The sequence below is a fragment of the Sphingobium psychrophilum genome, assembly GCF_012927105.1.
Taxonomy (GTDB): Bacteria; Pseudomonadota; Alphaproteobacteria; order Sphingomonadales; family Sphingomonadaceae; genus Sphingobium; species Sphingobium psychrophilum.
Map to the genome: position 1 here is coordinate 226725 of NZ_JABBFV010000002.1, position 17445 is coordinate 244169.

A 17445-nucleotide genomic window follows, 5' to 3' on the forward strand; every position below is an offset into this window, starting at 1 on the left:
TCAGGCCATACTCCTCTGTGCGGCCAGCACCGTATTGCTCAGCAGGCAGGCGATGGTCATCGGCCCGACCCCGCCCGGCACCGGCGTCACGGCTTTTGCGTGATCCAGTTCATGAGTGGCGCAATCGCCCACGATCCGGCTCGCGCCGTCATGGTCTACGACCCGCGTGATGCCTACATCGATGATGACCGCGCCGGGCTTCACCCAGTATCCGCGCACCAGATGCGGCGCGCCCGCCGCCGCCACGATTACATCGGCCGCGCGGGCGATATCGGGCAGGTTGCGCGTCTCGATATGGGTGACCGTCACCGTCGCCTCGCGTTCCAACAGCAGCATGGCGACAGGCTTGCCGACGATATTGGACTTGCCGATCACCACGACGTTCAATCCGCGATAATCGTCGATCACGCTGTCGAGCAGCATCATGATGCCGAGCGGCGTGCAGGGCACCAGCCCTTGCGACCCGGTCGACAACCGGCCGACATTGACGGGGTGGAAGCCATCGACATCCTTGGCCGGTGCAATGCGATCCAGCACCCGCCCGGCATCGATGCCCGGCGGCAGCGGCAACTGCACCAATATCCCATGCACCGCCGGATCAGCGTTCAGCGTGTCGATCATGTCGAGCAGCGCCTGTTCGCCGCAATCTGCGGCCATGCGCCGCTCGATCGATCCCATGCCGACCTTGCGACATTCGCTGATCTTGCGCCGGACATAGATGTCGCTGGCCGGATCGCCCCCGACCAGAACGACCGCCAGCGTCGGGTCGATCCCTTCCGCTTTCAACATCGCGACCGCTTGCGCCGTCCGTTCCGATAGCGCGCGCGCCATCGCGCGCCCGTCGATGATGTCGCTCACCGATCAGCCCCGGAAGACGACGGTGCGTGCCTTGTTCATGAACACCCGGTCCTGCAAATGCAGCCGTACCGCTTCCGCCAGCACCCGCCGTTCGATGTCGCGGCCCCGGCGGATGAGTTCGTCGGGGACGTCGGCATGGCCGATCATCTCGACATCCTGATGGATGATCGGACCTTCGTCCAGGTCGGCGGTCACATAATGGGCGGTCGCGCCGATCATCTTGACGCCGCGCTCATAGGCCTGGTGGTATGGCTTGGCCCCCTTGAAGCCCGGCAGGAAGCTGTGATGGATGTTGATGCAGCGGCCCGATAGGAACCCGGCCAGATCGTCGCTCAAAATCTGCATATAGCGCGCCAGCACCACCAGGTCCGCGCCGGTGCCGGTCACCACCTGCTTGATCTGCGCTTCCTGGGCGGATTTCGTGTCCTTGGTCACCGGAAAATGGAAAAAGGGCATGTCGCCGATCAGCGAGGTGTGGAGCACTTCGCGCGGGTGGTTGGATATGATCCCCACCACATCCATCGGCAGTTCGCCGATCCGCTGGCGATAGAGCAGGTCGCCCAGGCAATGGTCCCATTTGGACACCATCAGCACGACCTTCTTGGGCGTGGCCTGGTCGGCCATCGACCAGTCCATGCCCGCTTCCGCGGCGATCGGGGCGAAGCCCTCGCGCAGCGCGTCCAGCGTCCCACCCACGACGGGCTTGAACGCGACGCGCATGAAGAAGGTGTTGTTCATCGCATCGTCGAACTGCTGCGCATCGACGATATTGCAGCCATGGGCGGCCAGATAGCCGGCGACCTTCGCCACTAGGCCGGGCTTGTCGTCGCATTGCAATCGCAGAGTGTAGATAGTCGTCACGTCAATCCTCCTACTTGTCCGTCTGCGTCAATGCGCGCGGGCATAGTCGTTGATCCAGGCGACCGTCTTCTCCAGTCCGCCAAAGGGGTAAAAATGCAGTCTCACGCGCCCATGTTCCTCGCCCAGCGACCGTTCGAATGTCTCGACCAGCCTGTCGGGACCAGCGGAGCCGAGCAGCTTCGTAATGGAAATCCCATATTTTGCGAGCACGGAAGCGGATGCGCCGACACCGCATCGCGCGGCAAAGCGCATCAGCGTCTTGATGCCTGCCGGTCCCGGCACCCCGATACGCACCGGCGCGTCGATGCCGCGCGCACGCAATTCCGTCAGCCAGGCCAGAACCGCCTCGGCATCGAAGACGAATTGCGTCACGATCAACGGCGCCATGCCGCGCTGCTCGATCTCGCTGCATTTGTCGAGCAGGACCGACCAGCATTGGTCCGGCGTCATGTTGGGATGGCCTTCGGGATGGCCGCCGATGCCGATGGCTTGGATGCCCGCGCGTTCGAACGCGCCGCTGGCGATCAGGGCGCTGCTGTCGGCATAGGGGCCTTCGGGTTCCGACGGGTCGCCCGCAATCACGAAGCAGCGCCGGACGTTTGCTTCCGCGACGGCAGCCGCCAGATACGCATCGAACTCGCTGGCCGACGTGATCCGCCGCGCCGAAAAATGCGGCATGGGTTCAAAGCCCAGGCTGCGGACCAGCTTGGTCGCGGCGATCCGGGCAGCGAAATCCTCGCCGGGCAGGAAAGTGACTGCGACGGGCGTTTCCGGCGCGATGGACGGCGCTGCTTCGCGCAGCGATTCCACGTCCTTCGCCGTCATTTCCAGCGAATAGCCATCGACCATGTTGACGGGTGGCCGTTCCCAATTCGGATGAATGACCGGCATATCCTATCCCCTTCAACCTTGCCTCTCGCGAGTCTTCCTAGAGCATCGGGATAAATTCGCATAGATGAAATATTCATAGATACGAAATTCCATGAAAATCGTTCCTCATGTCGTTTTCGTAGTTATGGATGCCGACGGCTGTCCCAGCGCACGCGCAGAACGGCACGAAGGCCGCGGCCTTGCTGCTTTCCCTCGCGCACAGCTTGCCGCGCAGGCGATGAACGCCCATCATCCTTTATTGAGGTACGCTCGTCGCAGCGAGCCGGGGCGGGATTCACTATGCGGAAGGAGACGAGGTGCGGATTGGCGGCGATGTGTCGAAGACTGTGGTGAAACGAGTGATGGCGGCCCACCGGTTCGAACTAAGGACTTTCGTCGTCGGCGCACCGATGCGCCACTTGGTCCGGCAAGGTCTGTCGTGAGCGCACGCCCCCGCATCCTTCTCACCCGCCGCTGGCCGGACATAGTCGAACAGCGGCTGGCCGCATCCTATGATGTGACTGTCAACGAAGACGACCGGCCGATGGAGGCGGTGGCGCTGGCCCAGGCGATGCGCGATCATGATGCACTGTGCCCGACCGTCACCGACCGGGTGACGCGCGACGTGCTGCTGACTGAAGATCGCCGGGTAAGGATCGTCGCCAACTATGGCGCGGGTTACGACCATATCGACCTTCCCGCCGCGCGCGAAGCAGGGCTGGCCGTCACCAACACGCCCGACGTGCTGACGGAGGCCACCGCCGACATCGCCATGACCCTGATGCTGATGGCGATGCGCCGGGCGGGGGAGGGCGAACGGGAATTGCGCGCCGGCAACTGGAGCGGCTGGCGGCCGACCCATATGATCGGCCACTCGCTCGACGGAAAGCTGTTGGGGCTGGTCGGCTTCGGCCGGATCGCCCGCGCGGTGGCGCAGCGGGCGCAGGCCTTCGGGATGCGGATCGCCTATCATAGCCGGCACCCGGCGGCGGATATGCCGGCCGATGCCTATTTTGCCGATTTGGGTGCCCTGGCGCAGCAGGCGGACGTCCTGTCGCTCCACGCGCCGGGCGGCGCGGAAACCCGACATATGGTCGATGCGGCACTGCTTGGGCGGATGCCGACCCATGCGGTGCTGGTGAATACAGGGCGCGGGTCGCTGGTCGATGAAGCCGCGCTGGCGCAGGCCCTGGCGGCACGGCGGATCGCGGCGGCGGGGCTGGACGTTTATGAAGGCGAACCGCAGGTGCATCCTACCCTGATCGCCCTGCCCAATGTCGTGTTGCTGCCCCATTTGGGCAGCGCCACGATCGAAGCGCGCACCGCCATGGGGATGAAGGTCGCCGACAATCTCGACCGTTTCTTTGCCGGTGAGCCGCTGCTTGACCCCGTCGCTTGACCGGATCGCGGCGGAGACGCGGACATGGCTGGCGGGGGCAGACCGGCCGCTGATCCTGGGCCTGTGCGGCGCGCAGGGATCGGGCAAATCGACGCTGGCCGCCAGCCTGCAAGCGGCGATGGAGGCAGAGGGGCGGCGAACCGCGATCCTGTCGCTCGACGATCTCTATCTGAACGGCATCGCGCGGCAGCAATTGGCGGATGCGGTGCATCCGTTATTTCGCACCCGTGGGGTGCCGGGCACCCATGATGCGGTACGCGGCATCGCCATTTTGGATGCGGCGAAGGTCGGCGCGCCGTTATCGCTGCCGCGTTTTGACAAGGGGCGGGACGAGCCCTTTGGCGAGGAGGAGGCGGTTGGAAAAGTCGACCTTCTGATCTTCGAAGGTTGGTGCGTTGGCGCGCGCCCGCAGGCGGAATCCGCGCTCGCTGCTCCGGTCAATGCGCTGGAGCGGCGCGAAGACCCTGACGCTATCTGGCGCCGCTATGTCAACCGCCAGCTTTGGGGCATCTATGCTGAACTCTTCGCGCGCATCGACCGGCTGGTCCTGCTCGCCGCGCCGGACTTCGGCGTGGTGCGCGACTGGCGCGGCCAGCAGGAAGAGGCGCTATGGACCAGCAAGGCGAGTGGCGCGATGGACGCTGTGCAACTCGACCGTTTCGTGCAGCATTATGAGCGGCTGACCCGGCATATATTGGCGGAGATGCCAGACCGCGCTGATCTCACCCTGCCACTCGACCATAATCGCCAGCCAAGGGCCGATATGTATGCCTATATGAAAGACAAGGTGCGGCAATGATGGGAGCGACGACAATCAACATGCATGAGGTCAAGGCGTGATGCGACCGCGCATAGTGGATTCGCACCAGCATTTCTGGCGGATCGGTGGACCGGGACAGGCGTGGCCCGATGCAGGCTGGCCCTTGCTGCATCGCGATTTCCTGCCGGACGATTTGCGGGCGGCGACCGCGGGACTGGATTTGGCGGGCACCATATTGGTCCAGTCGCAGCCGGACGATCGGGATACCGACTGGATGCTCGATCTGGTGGCGGATGATCCGTTGGTGCTGGGCGTGGTCGGCTGGGTTGCGCTGGAAACGGACGCCGCACCGCTGCGAATCGCTCAGCTTGCCGACCGGCCCAAATGCGTCGGGCTGCGCCCCATGCTCCAGAGCATCGAGGATAGCGACTGGATCTTGCGGGCCGATCTTGCCCCCGCGATCGAGGCGATGCTGACGCACGGCCTGCGTTTCGACGCACTGGTCCAGCCGCGTCACTTGCCGGTCCTCGCCCGCTTCGCCGAACGCTGGCCCGACCTGCCGATCGTGATCGACCATGGCGCCAAACCGCCCGCGGCGGACCATATCCTCGATCCCTGGCGGGGCGATCTGGCCGCGCTCGCCCGCTATCCCAATATCTGGTGCAAACTATCGGGCCTGCGCACCGAACAGGTGCCGGGTCAGGCGGCGGACGCGCTTACCCCCTATGTCGCGCATATCCTCGCCTGCTTCGGCGATCGGACGATGTGGGGCAGCGACTGGCCGGTGCTGCTGCACATGGGCGATGCGTATCGCGACTGGATCGATGATGCGGCGCGGCTCGCGGGCGGTCTGGACGCGACAGCAAGCGCACGCCTGTTCGAAGGTGCCGCCCGCGCCTTTTACGGCCTTACAGTATAGGCGACCTGCCTGGGCGTTAACGATACACAGGTTTGCGAACGGTCATTGGCCCAGCAGAAGGAAGCCGAGCGGCAGTGTCCATCGGCGCGCGAAGGCGCAGGTGGGCGATCATCATGCTGGCCGCGAAATCGAGCAAAAGGGTTGGAATAGAAATTGGGCAACGCTATGGCAGGTTCGGGCAAGGCGCGCTTTCTGAATGTCCGGTTGATGGCGCTATAACGGGATGGCCGTCGTATATTTCGTCATCGAAAGCGCGAAATGCGACGCCGCGCCCGCGACCGACGCGTGGCCAAGCAGGGTCTGCATCAGGAAGCGGTTATAATCCTCCACATCCGCAACGACCACGCGGATCAGATAGTCCCATTCCCCCGACATAGAAAAACATTCAACGATCTCCGGCCGCCCATCGACGAAATGTTCGAAGGCGGCGCGGGCTTCGCGTGCATGGCTGCGCATGCGGATATTACACAGGACATTGACCCCGCGCCCGACCTGCGCCGGGTCCACCAGCCGGACCGTGCGGGTCAGGACGCCGGCTACCTCCAGCGCTTTGATCCGTCGCCAGCACGAAGCGCTGGACGCACCGACCCGTTCGGCCAGGTCCTGGTGGCTGATCCCCGCGTCGTCCTGCAATGCGGAGAGGATTTTGCGATCGACTGCGTCGATCTGACCATCCTGTTTCATATATCGCCCATATGTGATGATTGATCGTCACCCATAGGCCGTTTCCCGCCAAGAATGAAACCTGATTTCCATCCACTCGTGGCATGATGCGCTTATGGCGCAGACAGACATCATTGCCCCGCAAGGCACGGCCGCGGACTGGACCATAGCGCAGGATTGGGCGTCCTATACAACTCAGGACCATGCGATGTGGGACCGGCTGTTCGCGCGCCAGACGCAGATGCTGCCTGGCCGCGCCGTGCCGGAATTTCTGGAGGGGCTGGATATCTTGCGGATGACGAAGCCGGGCATCCCCGACTTTGCCGAACTGTCCGACCGGCTGATGCAGCGTACCGGGTGGCAGGTCATCGCCGTGCCGGGATTGGTGCCGGACAAGGTGTTTTTCGACCATCTCGCCAACCGCCGCTTCGTCGCGGGGCGCTTCATCCGCCAGCCCGACCAGATGGACTATCTGCAGGAACCGGACGTCTTTCATGACGTCTTCGGCCATGTGCCGCTGCTCGCCAATCCGGTCTTCGCCGATTATATGCAGGCCTATGGCCAGGGCGGGCTGCGCGCCGATGCGCTAGGATCGATCGAGCAACTGGCGCGGCTTTATTGGTACACCGTCGAATTCGGCCTGATCCGGCAGGATGACGGCCTCAAACTCTATGGCGCGGGAATCGTGTCCTCGCATGGCGAATCCGAATTTGCGCTGGACGATCCGTCGCCCAATCGCCTCGGCTTTGACCTCCAGCGGCTGATGCGGACCCGCTATCGCATCGACGATTATCAGCAGAGCTATTTCGTCATCGACAGTTTCGAACAACTGTTGCGCATGACCGCCGAAACCGATTTCGCGCCACTCTATGCACAGTTGGAGGGCCTGCCCGATATCGAAACCGATACCATCCTGCCCACCGACCGCGTCTTCCATCGCGGCACCCAGGATCATGCGACCAGGAAAAAGGAAGAGGACGCCCTATGACTGCCACCACCGATAACCCCTTGGGCCTCAACGGCTTCGAATTTGTCGAGTTCACCTCGCCCGATCCCGAAGCGATGGCGGCGCAGTTCGAGCAACTGGGCTTTGTCGCCAGCCACCGCCACCCGCGCAAGAACATCACCCGCTATCGCCAGGGGCGCATCAACCTGATGCTCAACCGCGACGATGCCGGTCGCGTCGCCGAATTTCGCGGCGTCCATGGCCCGTCGGCCAGCGCCATGGCCTTCCGCGTGGCCGATCCCAAGGCCGCACTGGACTGGGCGCTAGCCAATGGCGGCAAGGCGACGGCGGAAGACGATACCGTGATCGAGGGGATTGGCGGCGCCTATCTCTATTTCATGCCAGCAGACGGCGATCCCTATGCCGACTGGGCCGAATTTCCCGGCTGGCAGGAGAAGGCCGCAGCCAATAGCGTCGGACTCGACCTGCTTGACCATCTGACCCATAATGTCCGCCGCGGCCAGATGCGGGTTTGGAGCGAATTTTACCGAACCCTCTTCGGCTTCGAGGAACAGAAATTCTTTGATATCAAGGGCAAGGCGACGGGCCTGACCAGCCAGGCGATGATCGCGCCGGACCGGGCGATCCGCATTCCGCTGAACGAAAGCCAGGACGACAAGAGCCAGATCGAGGAATTCATCCGCGATTATCATGGCGAGGGTATCCAGCATCTCGCGCTGACCACCGACAATATCTACGACACAGTGGAGAGATTGCGTGCGCGGGGCGTGCGGTTGCAGGACACGATCGAAACCTATTATGAACTGGTCAACAAGCGCGTGCCCGGCCATGGCGAGGATCTGGAGCGGCTGCGCAGGAACCGCATCCTGATCGACGGCGATGTCGAAAGCGAAGGCATATTGCTGCAAATCTTCACCGAGAATATGTTCGGCCCGATCTTCTTCGAGATCATCCAGCGCAAGGGCAATGAAGGCTTTGGCAACGGCAATTTCCAGGCGCTGTTCGAAAGCATAGAACTGGATCAGATAAAGCGCGGCGTGGTCAGCGTTGACGCATGAGGTGAGGATGAGCGATGCGATCGATCCGCCGATGCTGACTGGCTTCGGCAATCATCACGCGACGCAGGCGGTAGCAGGCGCGCTACCCGTCGGGCGCAATTCGCCCCAGCATGTGTCCTTTGGTCTCTATGCCGAGCAACTGTCCGCGACCGCCTTCACCGCGCCGCGGCACGAAAATCGGCGCAGCTGGCTCTACCGGATACGGCCGAGCGCCATGCACCCGCCTTTCATGCCCTATGACGGGCAAGCACTGCTGGGCAACCTTGCTTTTGAAGCGGGTGCGCCGACGCCCAACCGGTTGCGCTGGAACCCGTTGCCGCTGCCGGTGGAGCCGGCCGACTTTATCGACGGCCTCGTCACCTATGCCGGCAATGGCGATGTCGCGGCGGGGGTGGGGTGCAGCATCCATCTCTATGCCGCGAACCGCTCGATGGTGGATCGCGCCTTCTTCTCCGCCGATGGCGAATGGCTGATCGTGCCGCAGCAGGGCCGGTTGCGGATCGTCACGGAAATGGGCGTCATGATCGTCGCACCGTTGCAGATCGCCCTGATCCCGCGCGGGGTGCGCTTCCGCGTCGATCTGTTGGATGAAGCGGCGCGCGGCTATGCCTGCGAAAATCATGGCGCTCTTCTCAGATTGCCCGATCTGGGGCCGATCGGTTCCAATGGCCTCGCCAATGTCCGCGATTTCGAGGCACCCGTCGCCGCCTATGAGGACAGCGACCGACCCTGCGAACTGGTGCAGAAATATCAGGGACGGCTCTGGTCCACCATGCCGGGCCACAGCCCCTTCGATGTCGTGGCATGGCATGGCAATATCACGCCCTATCGCTATGATCTGACACGGTTCAATGTCATGGGCACGGTCAGTTACGATCATCCAGACCCATCGATCTTTACCGTGCTGACGTCGCCAAGCAACACCGCAGGGACCGCAAACCTGGACTTCGTCATTTTCCCGCCGCGCTGGATGGTGGCGGAGAACACGTTCCGCCCACCCTGGTTCCACCGCAATATCATGAGCGAGTTCATGGGGCTTATCACCGGAGAGTATGACGCCAAGGCAGGCGGCTTCGCACCCGGCGGGGCGAGCCTGCACAATATGATGTCGGCGCATGGTCCCGATGTGGCGAGCCATGATCGGGCGGTTGCGGCAACGCTGACGCCGCACAAGATCGAGGATACAATGGCCTTCATGTTCGAAAGTCGCCTACCCTTCACGCCGACGCGCTGGGCGATGGAAACGCCTTTGTTACAAGGCGATTATGATGCGTGCTGGACAGGCTTTGCCAAGGCGCAATTGCCATAGGAAGGAAGCGACGCATGACCTGGTGGATGACCGACGAGACGCATGACCCGGTGCGGACGAGCTGGGTCGATGGCGCGAATGGCCATGCCGATTTCCCGATCCAGAACCTGCCCTTCGGCGTCTTCTCGCCGCCGGCCGGAGACGCACGGATCGGGGTTGCTATCGGTGACAGCATATTGGATCTTTCGGCCCTTGCCAGTCAACTTCCCGCATCGGAAGCCTTACGGCACAGGCGGTTGAACGCGCTGTTCGCCCTGCCCACTGAACAGCGTCGCCTGCTGCGCCATGCCATTAGCGGGATGCTGAGCGATCGGGCGATAGCGGATCGCGTGATCCCTCACCTCCATGCCGCGGCCGATTGCACGCTGCACCTGCCCGCCCGCATCGGCGATTATACCGACTTCTATGTCGGCATCCACCACGCCAATAATATCGGGCGGCAATTCCGGCCGGACAACCCGTTACTGCCCAATTACAAATATGTGCCGATCGGCTATCATGGTCGGGCGTCGTCAATCCAGCCGTCGGGCGTGCCGGTACGGCGACCGCTGGGGCAGCGCAAGCCGCCCGAAGCGGACGCGCCTATCTTCGGCCCGTCGACCCGGCTGGACTATGAACTGGAACTCGGCGTTTGGATCGGCAGCGGCAATGCGCTTGGCACGCCGATCCCGATCGGCCAAGCTGCCGATCATGTCGCGGGCTTCTGCCTGCTCAACGACTGGTCGGCGCGCGATGTCCAGGCTTGGGAATATCAGCCGCTCGGACCCTTCCTGGCCAAGAATTTCCAGTCGACCATCTCGCCCTGGGTGGTGACGGCCGAAGCGATGGCGCCCTTCCGCCTGGCCCAGCCGCCCCGGCCGCAGGGCGATCCCGACCCTTTGCTCTATCTTCAGGATGAGGCCGATCGGCAGCATGGCGCGCTGGCGTTGACGCTGGAGGTGTCGATCCTGACCGCAGCGATGCGGGTGCGGGGCGATGCGCCGGTCCGGCTGAGCCAAGGCCCCGCCAGCAACATGTATTGGACCGTGCAGCAGATCGTCGCCCATCACGCCTCCAACGGCTGCAACCTCAACCCCGGCGACCTGCTGGGCACCGGCACGATTTCGGCGGCGGATCGATCGGGCTATGGCAGCCTGATGGAATTGTCGGCGGGTGGGAAGGAACCCGTCGCCTTGCCTGGTGGCGAAAGCCGTACCTTCGTGGCAGATGGCGACGAGATCATCCTGCGGGCGAGTGCTTCGGCGGCGGGCTTTACGTCCATCGGCTTCGGCGAGTGTCGGGCGATGATATTGCCGGCGCAGTAAGCGCCGCGTCATAGGCGGCGACCAGCCGGTCGAAATGCGCATCCTCACTGAAGCGCGCGACGACATCGGCATGAGCCGCCGCGCCCAGCGTGCGGCACAGCGCCGGATCGTCCCACAGCCGCCGCATCTGCCGGGCGAGGTCTGCCGCATCGCCCGGCGCGAAATGCAGGCCCGTTCGCCCTTCGCGCACCGTGTCGTTCAGCGCGCCGATACGCGATGCGATAACCGGGACGCCATGCGCCATCGCCTCTGCCGCGACGATGGCGAAGGTTTCGAACCAGAGGCTCGGGACAACCAGCGCCCGCGCGCCGCGATAGACGGCCGCGAGCGATTGCGGTCCATCGGTGATCGTCACCGGCACGCCCTGCGCCACCAGCGGCGCGGGATCGCTGCCGGCGGGCCCCGCGACATGAATGGGCAGGCCCGTCATGCGGCTGGCGTCGACCAGCAAGTCCAGCCCCTTTTCCGGGACGAAACGCCCGGCGAAGGCGAAATAGGTGCCATTGGCCGGATCGACCGGATCGGGCGCGGCGGGGATGGCGCATTCATTGACACTGATCCGGTCGATCGGAATGCCTGCCTGAGCATGAAGCCAGTCGCGGCTGAAGTCGGTCAGGGCGATGAAGCGCGTCACATGGCGACGGTAGAAATCGAGCCAGCCCGCCACCGCATGGCGCAAGGCGAAGGCGGCGCTTTCGGGCAGGCTGTCGCGGCAGTTGCGCAGCAGGGCGTGATGCGCGCCATGGTCTGCGCAACGGGTGCAGACGCCCGCGCCATCATGATGGGTGGCGATCGGACAGGTGATGCGGAAGTCATAGCAGCTTTGGATGATCGGGATGCCGACGCGGGTGCAGATTTCGAACAGCCAGGGCGTGAGTAGAGGGTATAGTTCATGCGTGTGAACGATATCGGGTCGATCCTGCTCTAACCTGGCCGCAAAAGCCCGGAGTGCAGCGGAAGGGTATAATCCGTTGGCGAAAGCGCTGAACTTGCCTGCCATATTAGTTGAAAGGTCACGGCTATCCCGTTCGAAACTATCGACATCCAGGCCCCGCCGTTGCGACAGGGCGATGGTCGCGTCCCAGGCGTTGTCGGCCCCGCCGCCGCCACGATGGCGGTTGAAGACATGCAGGATCTTCACGCGACCTGCGCGGGCGTTAGACGATCCGGGCGGTAGGTTTCGCCGATAAGCGCCGCGGTCGGGCGCTTTCCCGCGGCTTTGAGCGCGATCAGCCGCCGGAACAGGTCGGCATAGCCGTCGATCACGGCGTCCCAGCGGAAGGTAGCGGCGGCGTGCGCCTGCGCCGCGCGGCCCAGCGTAGCGCGGCGCGCAGGATCGGCGTCGAGATCGCGCAGGATCGCCGCCAGATCGCCATCATCCTTGCTGAAATATGGATTGTCCGGGCCGACATTCTCTCGGTGGAAGATCACGTTGATCGGCACGCAAGGCGCCCCCCAATGCATGGCGCGCAGCAGGCTGGGATTGGTGCCGCCGACTTCATGCCCGTGCAGATAGGCCGCGCAATGGCGGTAGAGGGCGTTCAGCGCGGCTGACTCGAACACGCCGCCGACGCAGCGTACCTGCCCGTCATGCTGCGCCGCGACGGCGCGGGCGTAAGCGCTCTCATAGGGGACCGATCCGACCACGATCAGCGGCTTTGCGACGCCCGACGCGCGATATTCGCGGATGATGTGATCGACATTATTTTCCGGCTCCATCCGCGCGACGACAAGATAATAATCGCCCGGCGTGACGCCATAGCGCGCCAGCGCACCGTCATCGGGCGTATCACCGACCGCGCCGCCATAGGGAATATAGGTGGAGGCCGCGCCATATTCGCGGGCATAATAATCCTGAATCGCCCGCGAATCCGTGACCAGCCAATTGGCCAGGCGCGCGCTGACCCATTCAGACCATTTATAATAGGTGCGCTGTAACCCGTTCCATTTGCGCCTTTGCCAGCCCAGCCCGTCGGTGTGGATCACCACCGGCACGCCCAGCGCCAGCAACGGCAGGATGAAGGGACCATTGCCCGGATCGACGACGAAGACGAGGTCGAAACGGCGAAAGGCCGCGTCCAGCACGGCCAGGTTGCTATGGACGATGCTCTCGAAACTCTTGCCGCCGGGCGCAGGCAGGTAGCGGCACCGCACCCCCTGCCACGCCTGCGGCCGCTCCTGATAATATTGGGTGCGGCAGTAGACGGTGACCTCCATGCCATGGTCGCGCACCAGCCCGACCGCCAGTTCCTCCACCAGCGTCGAAAAGCCGCTATAGCGGGCGGGGATGCCGCGATCGCCGATGATGGCAACACGCATGGGGCGCAACGGGTTGGTCGCATCAGCCATGGGGTTTGAACCCGATCCAGACATCCTGCATCATGCCCGCATCAGGGCCGGGCGCAACCTGCTCCACCCGTTCGAACGCCGCGAGCAGATGGCCGCGCACCCAGACGGGCGGATGGACCGCGAAATACCATTTCTTCCCCTCCGTGAACCGGGCCTGCGTCACCAGTTCGCCGCGATCATAGGCGCCCATTTCGCGCTTCTGGGTCAGCAGATAGCGATAGTGATCGCCATGGGTGGTCGCGATCATCAGCCCGCCGGGGCGCAATATCCGGTGCAGTTCGGCGGTCCAGTCGCGATGCATGTCCGCGGATAAATGAGTGAAGACCGAGAAATTATAGACCGCATCGAAACTATTGTCGGGGAAGGGCAAAGGCGGGGCTAGGCCGTTCAGCGCAAAATCGATGCCCGGCAGGTGCGCGCGGCACCAGTCGATCGTCGCCGGGTTATAATCGGTGCCGGTCAGCGCAGGCGACCTGCCGCTCAGAAGAACGGGCATATGGCGGATCAGCCGCCCCGGCCCGCATCCCCATTCCAGCACCCGCAACGCTTGCGCATCGGGCAAATGGGTGCGGATCAACCGCGCGAACAGCGCCGCATGGGCCAGCCCGACCTCACGATAATCCACCCAGTCGACCTTGTTATAGGCGTCGAAGGCCAGATCCTCCGGGGGCACCGCGAAACCGGGATGCCGGGCGATGAAGGCGCGGTTGCTGCGCGCCGTCCGCGCCCGCTTGCGCAGGAAGGCCATCCGATCGAACATGGGCAATAGGCCGAGCGATCGCGTGGCGCTGAGAATGTGATATTTCATGGCCGGTGCCTTTCTTCAGGAGCGTTGGGCGGAGCGCGATCGAACAGGCGCAGGGCATAGGCCCGGTCCTGTCCGACGATGGCAATCAGGGGAAAGGGGGCGTCCGGCTGGGTCAGGCGGAAGCGGTTGGCGCGGTTCTGGATGATGTCCAGCAACACAGCCGCGACCACGCCTGCGCACAGGCCGCCGATCAGCGCGGCGACCAGCAGCAGCTTGGTCTGCGGCGCGTCGGGCTTGTCAGGCAGCGCCGCGCTTTCGACCAGTTGGATCGCGGAAGGTGCCGACTGGGCGGTGGCGGCCGTGACCGCGGCGGTCATCAACTTGTCCTGCAACGCCAGATAGGTCTTTTCCAACATGTCATGGCTGCGGCCCAGGTCATGGCTGTCCTTCATCTTCTGCGGGATGCGGTCGATCGTCGCGCGCCGTGCACCGACTTCGGCCGACAGCGTGGCCAGCCCGGCGCGATTCCCCGCCAGTTGCGCTTCCAGCGCCGCCCGGCGCGCGCGCAGCGCGTCATAGCCCCCGTTGCGGGCGATGCTGCTCTGCTGCACTCCGCGCTGCGGCTGAGCGGCGAGTTGGCGGCCGATCGCCGCGATCTGATCGTCCATGTCGCGCACGTCGGGCGAATCCGAGCGATAACGGACCAGCAAAGCATCGCGCGCCGCGACCAGCTTCGCCTGTTCCTGCTTCAATTGTGCCGCCACCGGATTATCCTGCACCAGCCGGCTGGCGACGACATCTCGCGGCTCGCGCGCCAGTTGCGCGGTGACGGCGGCTAATTCGCTCTGCGCGGCGGCGATCGCGGTGCGCTTGGCGTCCACTTCGGCCTGCTGGCCCAGATATTGGCCGATCTCGACCTTGTCCTTCTCGAACATCAGCAGCATGTCATTCTGGGTATAATAGCGCTCCATCCGGGCTTCGAGCGCGCGCAGGTCCGTGCGGGCGCGATCCGCCTCGGTCTGGAGCGAGGCATAGGCCTGCCGCGCTTCGGCGGCGAAGCGCGCGCGGCGCTGGGCGATATAGGTGGCGGCGACCGCATCGGCGATCTCCGCGACGCGGGGGCTGGGGCCACGCACCGTCAACAGCGCGATATGGCTGTCGGGCAACTGGGTCATGCCGACCCCGGTGCGGAAATCATCCAGTGTGCGGGCGCGCTCCACCTGGCTGGCCGTCGCCACATAGGGCGATGGCGCACGCGGAAACAGCGCATCCTTCGTTCCGCGCCAGGCGCGGCCCGGCCAGCTTTGCGTCCATAGCCAGGTCAGGTAGCGCAGCGGCGGATGATAGACGTCGCGATAGCCCAGGTTCAAATCGGCGATCACCTGCTTCAACACCGGGCCGGACGTCGCCAGGATCATCTCGTCCTTCAGCGCCGATCGGCGGAACACGGCCCAGTCGTTGTAGAAATTCTCCCGCTGGCGATCGTCGTCCGACACGGCGGACAGGGTGACGCTGGCCGAATAGACCGGCGGCCAGACGAGGATGTAGAGGCCCACAATCGCCAGCGTCAGAACCGTCACCGCCAGGATCAGCCGCCCATGCCCGGCGATCGCAAAGCCCACGATCCGCCCCGCGCGGCGAAAATCGAAACTGTCCGCTTCCGGGCGATAGGGCACCGCCTCGCTCATCGGTCGATTTCCTGCAACAGGCGCAGCTGGACATAGGGGGCCATCAGCGCACTGAGGCCGCCCAACGGCGCATTGACGTAATTTTGCAGGAAGCGGGCGAAGCGCGCGCCGCCGCTTTCCTGCACCACGATGATGTCGCCGGGGCGCAGCGGCACATTCTGGAGCGTCAGCAGCATCCCGGCATGGCCGCGCGCGCTGCTACGCAATATGTGGACGGTGAGATGGCCCTGCGCGTCCAGCCGGATCAGCGCGACATTGGACAGGGCGGCGGACTTGCCCGCATCGCCCGCCAGGATCAGCGCCTGCGCAGCGGTGGGCGCATCGCGCAGCGGCACCGCGCCGGGCCGGTTCACCTCACCCGCGACGAAGACCTTGTTGTCGCGCGGGTTGGCGACGGCGACGCTCACCTGCGGATCGCGCACCCGCGCAAGCAGGCGCTGCCGCACAGCCTGCGCCGCTGCCATGGGGGTGAGGCCAGCGACGGCGATGTCGCCCGACCGGGGCAGCGTCACCATGCCGTCGGGGCGAACGGTCGCGCTGCGCGACAGCTCGGGCATCCGGTCGACCGCTATCTCCAACTGGTCACCAGGGCCGAGGACATAGGCGCTTTCATAGCGGGCGGCGGATCGGATGACGTCCGGCGCGGCCGTGATGCTCAGCGGTTCCTTCAAACTGGTGGAGCAGGCGCCGAGCAGGATCGGGATGAGCAGCAGCAGCGCGGTGAGCAGGCTGGTGCGGGCCGAAGTGCAGTTTGGCGCGATCATGCCGATGCTCCCGCCAGGGTAAGGCGCGCGCGCATCGCCCAGGCGCGGGGCGATAAGGGATTGGCGGCGCAGGCCTGGTCCAGCGCCACGCGGGCGGCAACCGGATCGCCCCGCGCCATCGCCATATCCGCCTGCGCGCAATGCAGCCGGGCGACAATAGCGCGGCGACGGCGTTCGGGCGCGCCGCTGTAACGTCGCCGCTCCAATATCCGCAGCATCGTGGCGACGACCTGCGGGTTGGCCATCAGGCCCAGCGTGTTGCGCAGTTGCCCCGCATGATAGCGAAAGCCCAGCAGCACATCAGGATCGAACCATCCGACCGCGCCGATATCGCCCAGCCGGGTGAAGATGTTCAGCTCGAACGGGAAATTGCCATGGCAGTCGGCATCGACAAAGCCGGACCGATGGAGCGCGGCGGTGCGGAAGACCGTGCCGGAAATGGGCGTGAAGCCGCTCGCCATATGCGTATCGAGTATGGGGAAACGGCCCCGCCGACAGCCCCGTCGATGTGCCCGCCGATAGGCGCGGCTTTGCGCGTCGGAAGGCCGTCCGTCCGCATCGAAAAGCCAGGGATTAGCGACGAACAAAGCAGCGTCCGGCGCGGCGTCGAGCGCCGCGACCGCGCGCTGGAGATAGGCGGGCGACAGCAGGTCGTCGTCATGCAGGATGCAAAAATAATCGGCATCCCCTGCCTGTTCGAAGAAATAGCGGCCCTGCCCATATTCGCCGCCATTGTCCGCCTGCTGGACGAAGCGAATGCGCGGATCGCCCAGGCTCTCGACATAGGCGCGCACCACATCGCCGACGCCGCCCGGCGAGGCGTTGTCGCTCACCACCACGCGGAAATCGCGGAAGCTTTGCGCGCGCAGGCTGGCCACCGCCTCCCGCACAAAATCGGGGCGATTATAGGTGGGGACACCCACGAAGA

At 64.5% G+C, this 17445-nt stretch carries 17 protein-coding genes; 7 read left to right on the forward strand and 10 right to left on the reverse strand.

Annotated features, from left to right (window positions below):
* From HHL08_RS04470 to HHL08_RS04480, 3 genes are read right to left on the reverse strand one after another with little or no spacing between them, the layout of a single operon-like run.
* Window positions 1-858: a bifunctional 5,10-methylenetetrahydrofolate dehydrogenase/5,10-methenyltetrahydrofolate cyclohydrolase gene (locus HHL08_RS04470; protein ID WP_169571266.1), complete on the reverse strand. Its 858-nt coding sequence runs from the start codon at window positions 856-858 to the stop codon at window positions 1-3.
* Between the two features lie 3 nt (window positions 859-861).
* Window positions 862-1719 carry a formyltetrahydrofolate deformylase gene (gene purU / locus HHL08_RS04475; RefSeq protein ID WP_169571267.1) on the reverse strand — a complete coding sequence of 286 codons (858 nt, stop codon included), beginning with the start codon at window positions 1717-1719 and terminating at the stop codon, window positions 862-864.
* 27 nt (window positions 1720-1746) lie between these two features.
* Window positions 1747-2610 (reverse strand): methylenetetrahydrofolate reductase, encoded by an 864-nt coding sequence (locus HHL08_RS04480; protein WP_169571268.1) that lies wholly within the window; start codon window positions 2608-2610, stop codon window positions 1747-1749.
* 418 nt (window positions 2611-3028) lie between these two features.
* On the opposite strand from HHL08_RS04480, the gene HHL08_RS04485 reads away from it, so the two are divergent.
* From HHL08_RS04485 to HHL08_RS04495, 3 genes are read left to right on the forward strand one after another with little or no spacing between them, the layout of a single operon-like run.
* Entirely contained in the window at window positions 3029-3988 is a 960-nt protein-coding gene (locus HHL08_RS04485) for a 2-hydroxyacid dehydrogenase (RefSeq protein WP_169571269.1), read from the forward strand.
* Window positions 3972-4787, forward strand: coding sequence for a kinase (locus HHL08_RS04490; protein ID WP_169571270.1), 816 nt, complete (start codon window positions 3972-3974; stop codon window positions 4785-4787). Before HHL08_RS04485 ends, HHL08_RS04490 begins: the two co-directional genes overlap by 17 nt.
* 40 nt (window positions 4788-4827) lie before the next feature.
* Entirely contained in the window at window positions 4828-5667 is an 840-nt protein-coding gene (locus tag HHL08_RS04495) for an amidohydrolase family protein (RefSeq protein ID WP_169571271.1), read from the forward strand.
* A gap of 213 nt (window positions 5668-5880) precedes the next feature.
* Here the strand turns inward: HHL08_RS04495 and HHL08_RS04500 are convergent, their stop codons facing one another.
* Entirely contained in the window at window positions 5881-6351 is a 471-nt protein-coding gene (locus HHL08_RS04500; protein ID WP_169571272.1) for an Lrp/AsnC family transcriptional regulator, read from the reverse strand.
* A 94-nt stretch (window positions 6352-6445) separates the two neighbouring features.
* Between HHL08_RS04500 and phhA the strand changes: the two genes are divergently transcribed.
* Genes phhA through fahA form a run of 4 tightly spaced genes read left to right on the forward strand, consistent with a single transcriptional unit; the run spans window position 6446 to window position 10968 of the window.
* Window positions 6446-7318, forward strand: a complete 873-nt coding sequence (phhA, locus tag HHL08_RS04505; RefSeq protein WP_169571273.1) for a phenylalanine 4-monooxygenase — start codon at window positions 6446-6448, stop codon at window positions 7316-7318.
* A complete protein-coding gene (gene hppD, locus HHL08_RS04510; protein WP_169571274.1) occupies window positions 7315-8355 on the forward strand; it encodes a 4-hydroxyphenylpyruvate dioxygenase in 1041 nt (346 codons plus the stop codon). Before phhA ends, hppD begins: the two co-directional genes overlap by 4 nt.
* Before the next feature lie 7 nt (window positions 8356-8362).
* Window positions 8363-9664, forward strand: a complete 1302-nt coding sequence (gene hmgA / locus HHL08_RS04515) for a homogentisate 1,2-dioxygenase (RefSeq protein WP_169571275.1) — start codon at window positions 8363-8365, stop codon at window positions 9662-9664.
* Between the two features lie 14 nt (window positions 9665-9678).
* The gene (gene fahA, locus HHL08_RS04520) at window positions 9679-10968 is read left to right on the forward strand and encodes a fumarylacetoacetase (protein ID WP_169571276.1); all 1290 of its coding nucleotides are present in this window, start codon (window positions 9679-9681) and stop codon (window positions 10966-10968) included.
* Here the strand turns inward: fahA and HHL08_RS04525 are convergent.
* From HHL08_RS04525 to HHL08_RS04550, 6 genes are read right to left on the reverse strand one after another with little or no spacing between them, the layout of a single operon-like run.
* Window positions 10916-12109, reverse strand: coding sequence for a glycosyltransferase family 4 protein (locus HHL08_RS04525; RefSeq protein WP_169571277.1), 1194 nt, complete (start codon window positions 12107-12109; stop codon window positions 10916-10918). The two genes, fahA and HHL08_RS04525, sit on opposite strands and share 53 nt — an antisense overlap.
* Entirely contained in the window at window positions 12106-13317 is a 1212-nt protein-coding gene (locus HHL08_RS04530) for a DUF1972 domain-containing protein (RefSeq protein WP_169571278.1), read from the reverse strand. The genes HHL08_RS04525 and HHL08_RS04530 overlap by 4 nt, the downstream gene beginning before the upstream one ends.
* Window positions 13310-14125, reverse strand: a complete 816-nt coding sequence (locus HHL08_RS04535) for a class I SAM-dependent methyltransferase (RefSeq protein WP_169571279.1) — start codon at window positions 14123-14125, stop codon at window positions 13310-13312. The genes HHL08_RS04530 and HHL08_RS04535 overlap by 8 nt, the downstream gene beginning before the upstream one ends.
* Complete coding sequence (locus tag HHL08_RS04540) at window positions 14122-15753, reverse strand: GumC family protein (RefSeq protein WP_169571280.1); 1632 nt, start codon at window positions 15751-15753, stop codon at window positions 14122-14124. Before HHL08_RS04540 ends, HHL08_RS04535 begins: the two co-directional genes overlap by 4 nt.
* Entirely contained in the window at window positions 15750-16517 is a 768-nt protein-coding gene (locus HHL08_RS04545; RefSeq protein ID WP_169571281.1) for a polysaccharide biosynthesis/export family protein, read from the reverse strand. The genes HHL08_RS04540 and HHL08_RS04545 overlap by 4 nt, the downstream gene beginning before the upstream one ends.
* Window positions 16514-17440: a glycosyltransferase family 2 protein gene (locus tag HHL08_RS04550; RefSeq protein ID WP_169571282.1), complete on the reverse strand. Its 927-nt coding sequence runs from the start codon at window positions 17438-17440 to the stop codon at window positions 16514-16516. Before HHL08_RS04550 ends, HHL08_RS04545 begins: the two co-directional genes overlap by 4 nt.
* Window positions 17441-17445: the final 5 nt, after the last annotated feature.

Coding starts and splice junctions, on each gene's coding strand:
- HHL08_RS04500 (WP_169571272.1), bottom strand. CDS start 6,351: ATGAAACAGGATGGTCAGATCGACGCAGTCGATCGCAAAATCCTCTCC.
- fahA (WP_169571276.1), top strand. CDS start 9,679: ATGACCTGGTGGATGACCGACGAGACGCATGACCCGGTGCGGACGAGC.
- HHL08_RS04480 (WP_169571268.1), bottom strand. CDS start 2,610: ATGCCGGTCATTCATCCGAATTGGGAACGGCCACCCGTCAACATGGTC.
- phhA (WP_169571273.1), top strand. CDS start 6,446: ATGGCGCAGACAGACATCATTGCCCCGCAAGGCACGGCCGCGGACTGG.
- HHL08_RS04540 (WP_169571280.1), bottom strand. CDS start 15,753: ATGAGCGAGGCGGTGCCCTATCGCCCGGAAGCGGACAGTTTCGATTTT.
- hmgA (WP_169571275.1), top strand. CDS start 8,363: ATGAGCGATGCGATCGATCCGCCGATGCTGACTGGCTTCGGCAATCAT.
- HHL08_RS04495 (WP_169571271.1), top strand. CDS start 4,828: ATGCGACCGCGCATAGTGGATTCGCACCAGCATTTCTGGCGGATCGGT.
- HHL08_RS04530 (WP_169571278.1), bottom strand. CDS start 13,317: ATGGCTGATGCGACCAACCCGTTGCGCCCCATGCGTGTTGCCATCATC.
- HHL08_RS04545 (WP_169571281.1), bottom strand. CDS start 16,517: ATGATCGCGCCAAACTGCACTTCGGCCCGCACCAGCCTGCTCACCGCG.
- hppD (WP_169571274.1), top strand. CDS start 7,315: ATGACTGCCACCACCGATAACCCCTTGGGCCTCAACGGCTTCGAATTT.
- HHL08_RS04535 (WP_169571279.1), bottom strand. CDS start 14,125: ATGAAATATCACATTCTCAGCGCCACGCGATCGCTCGGCCTATTGCCC.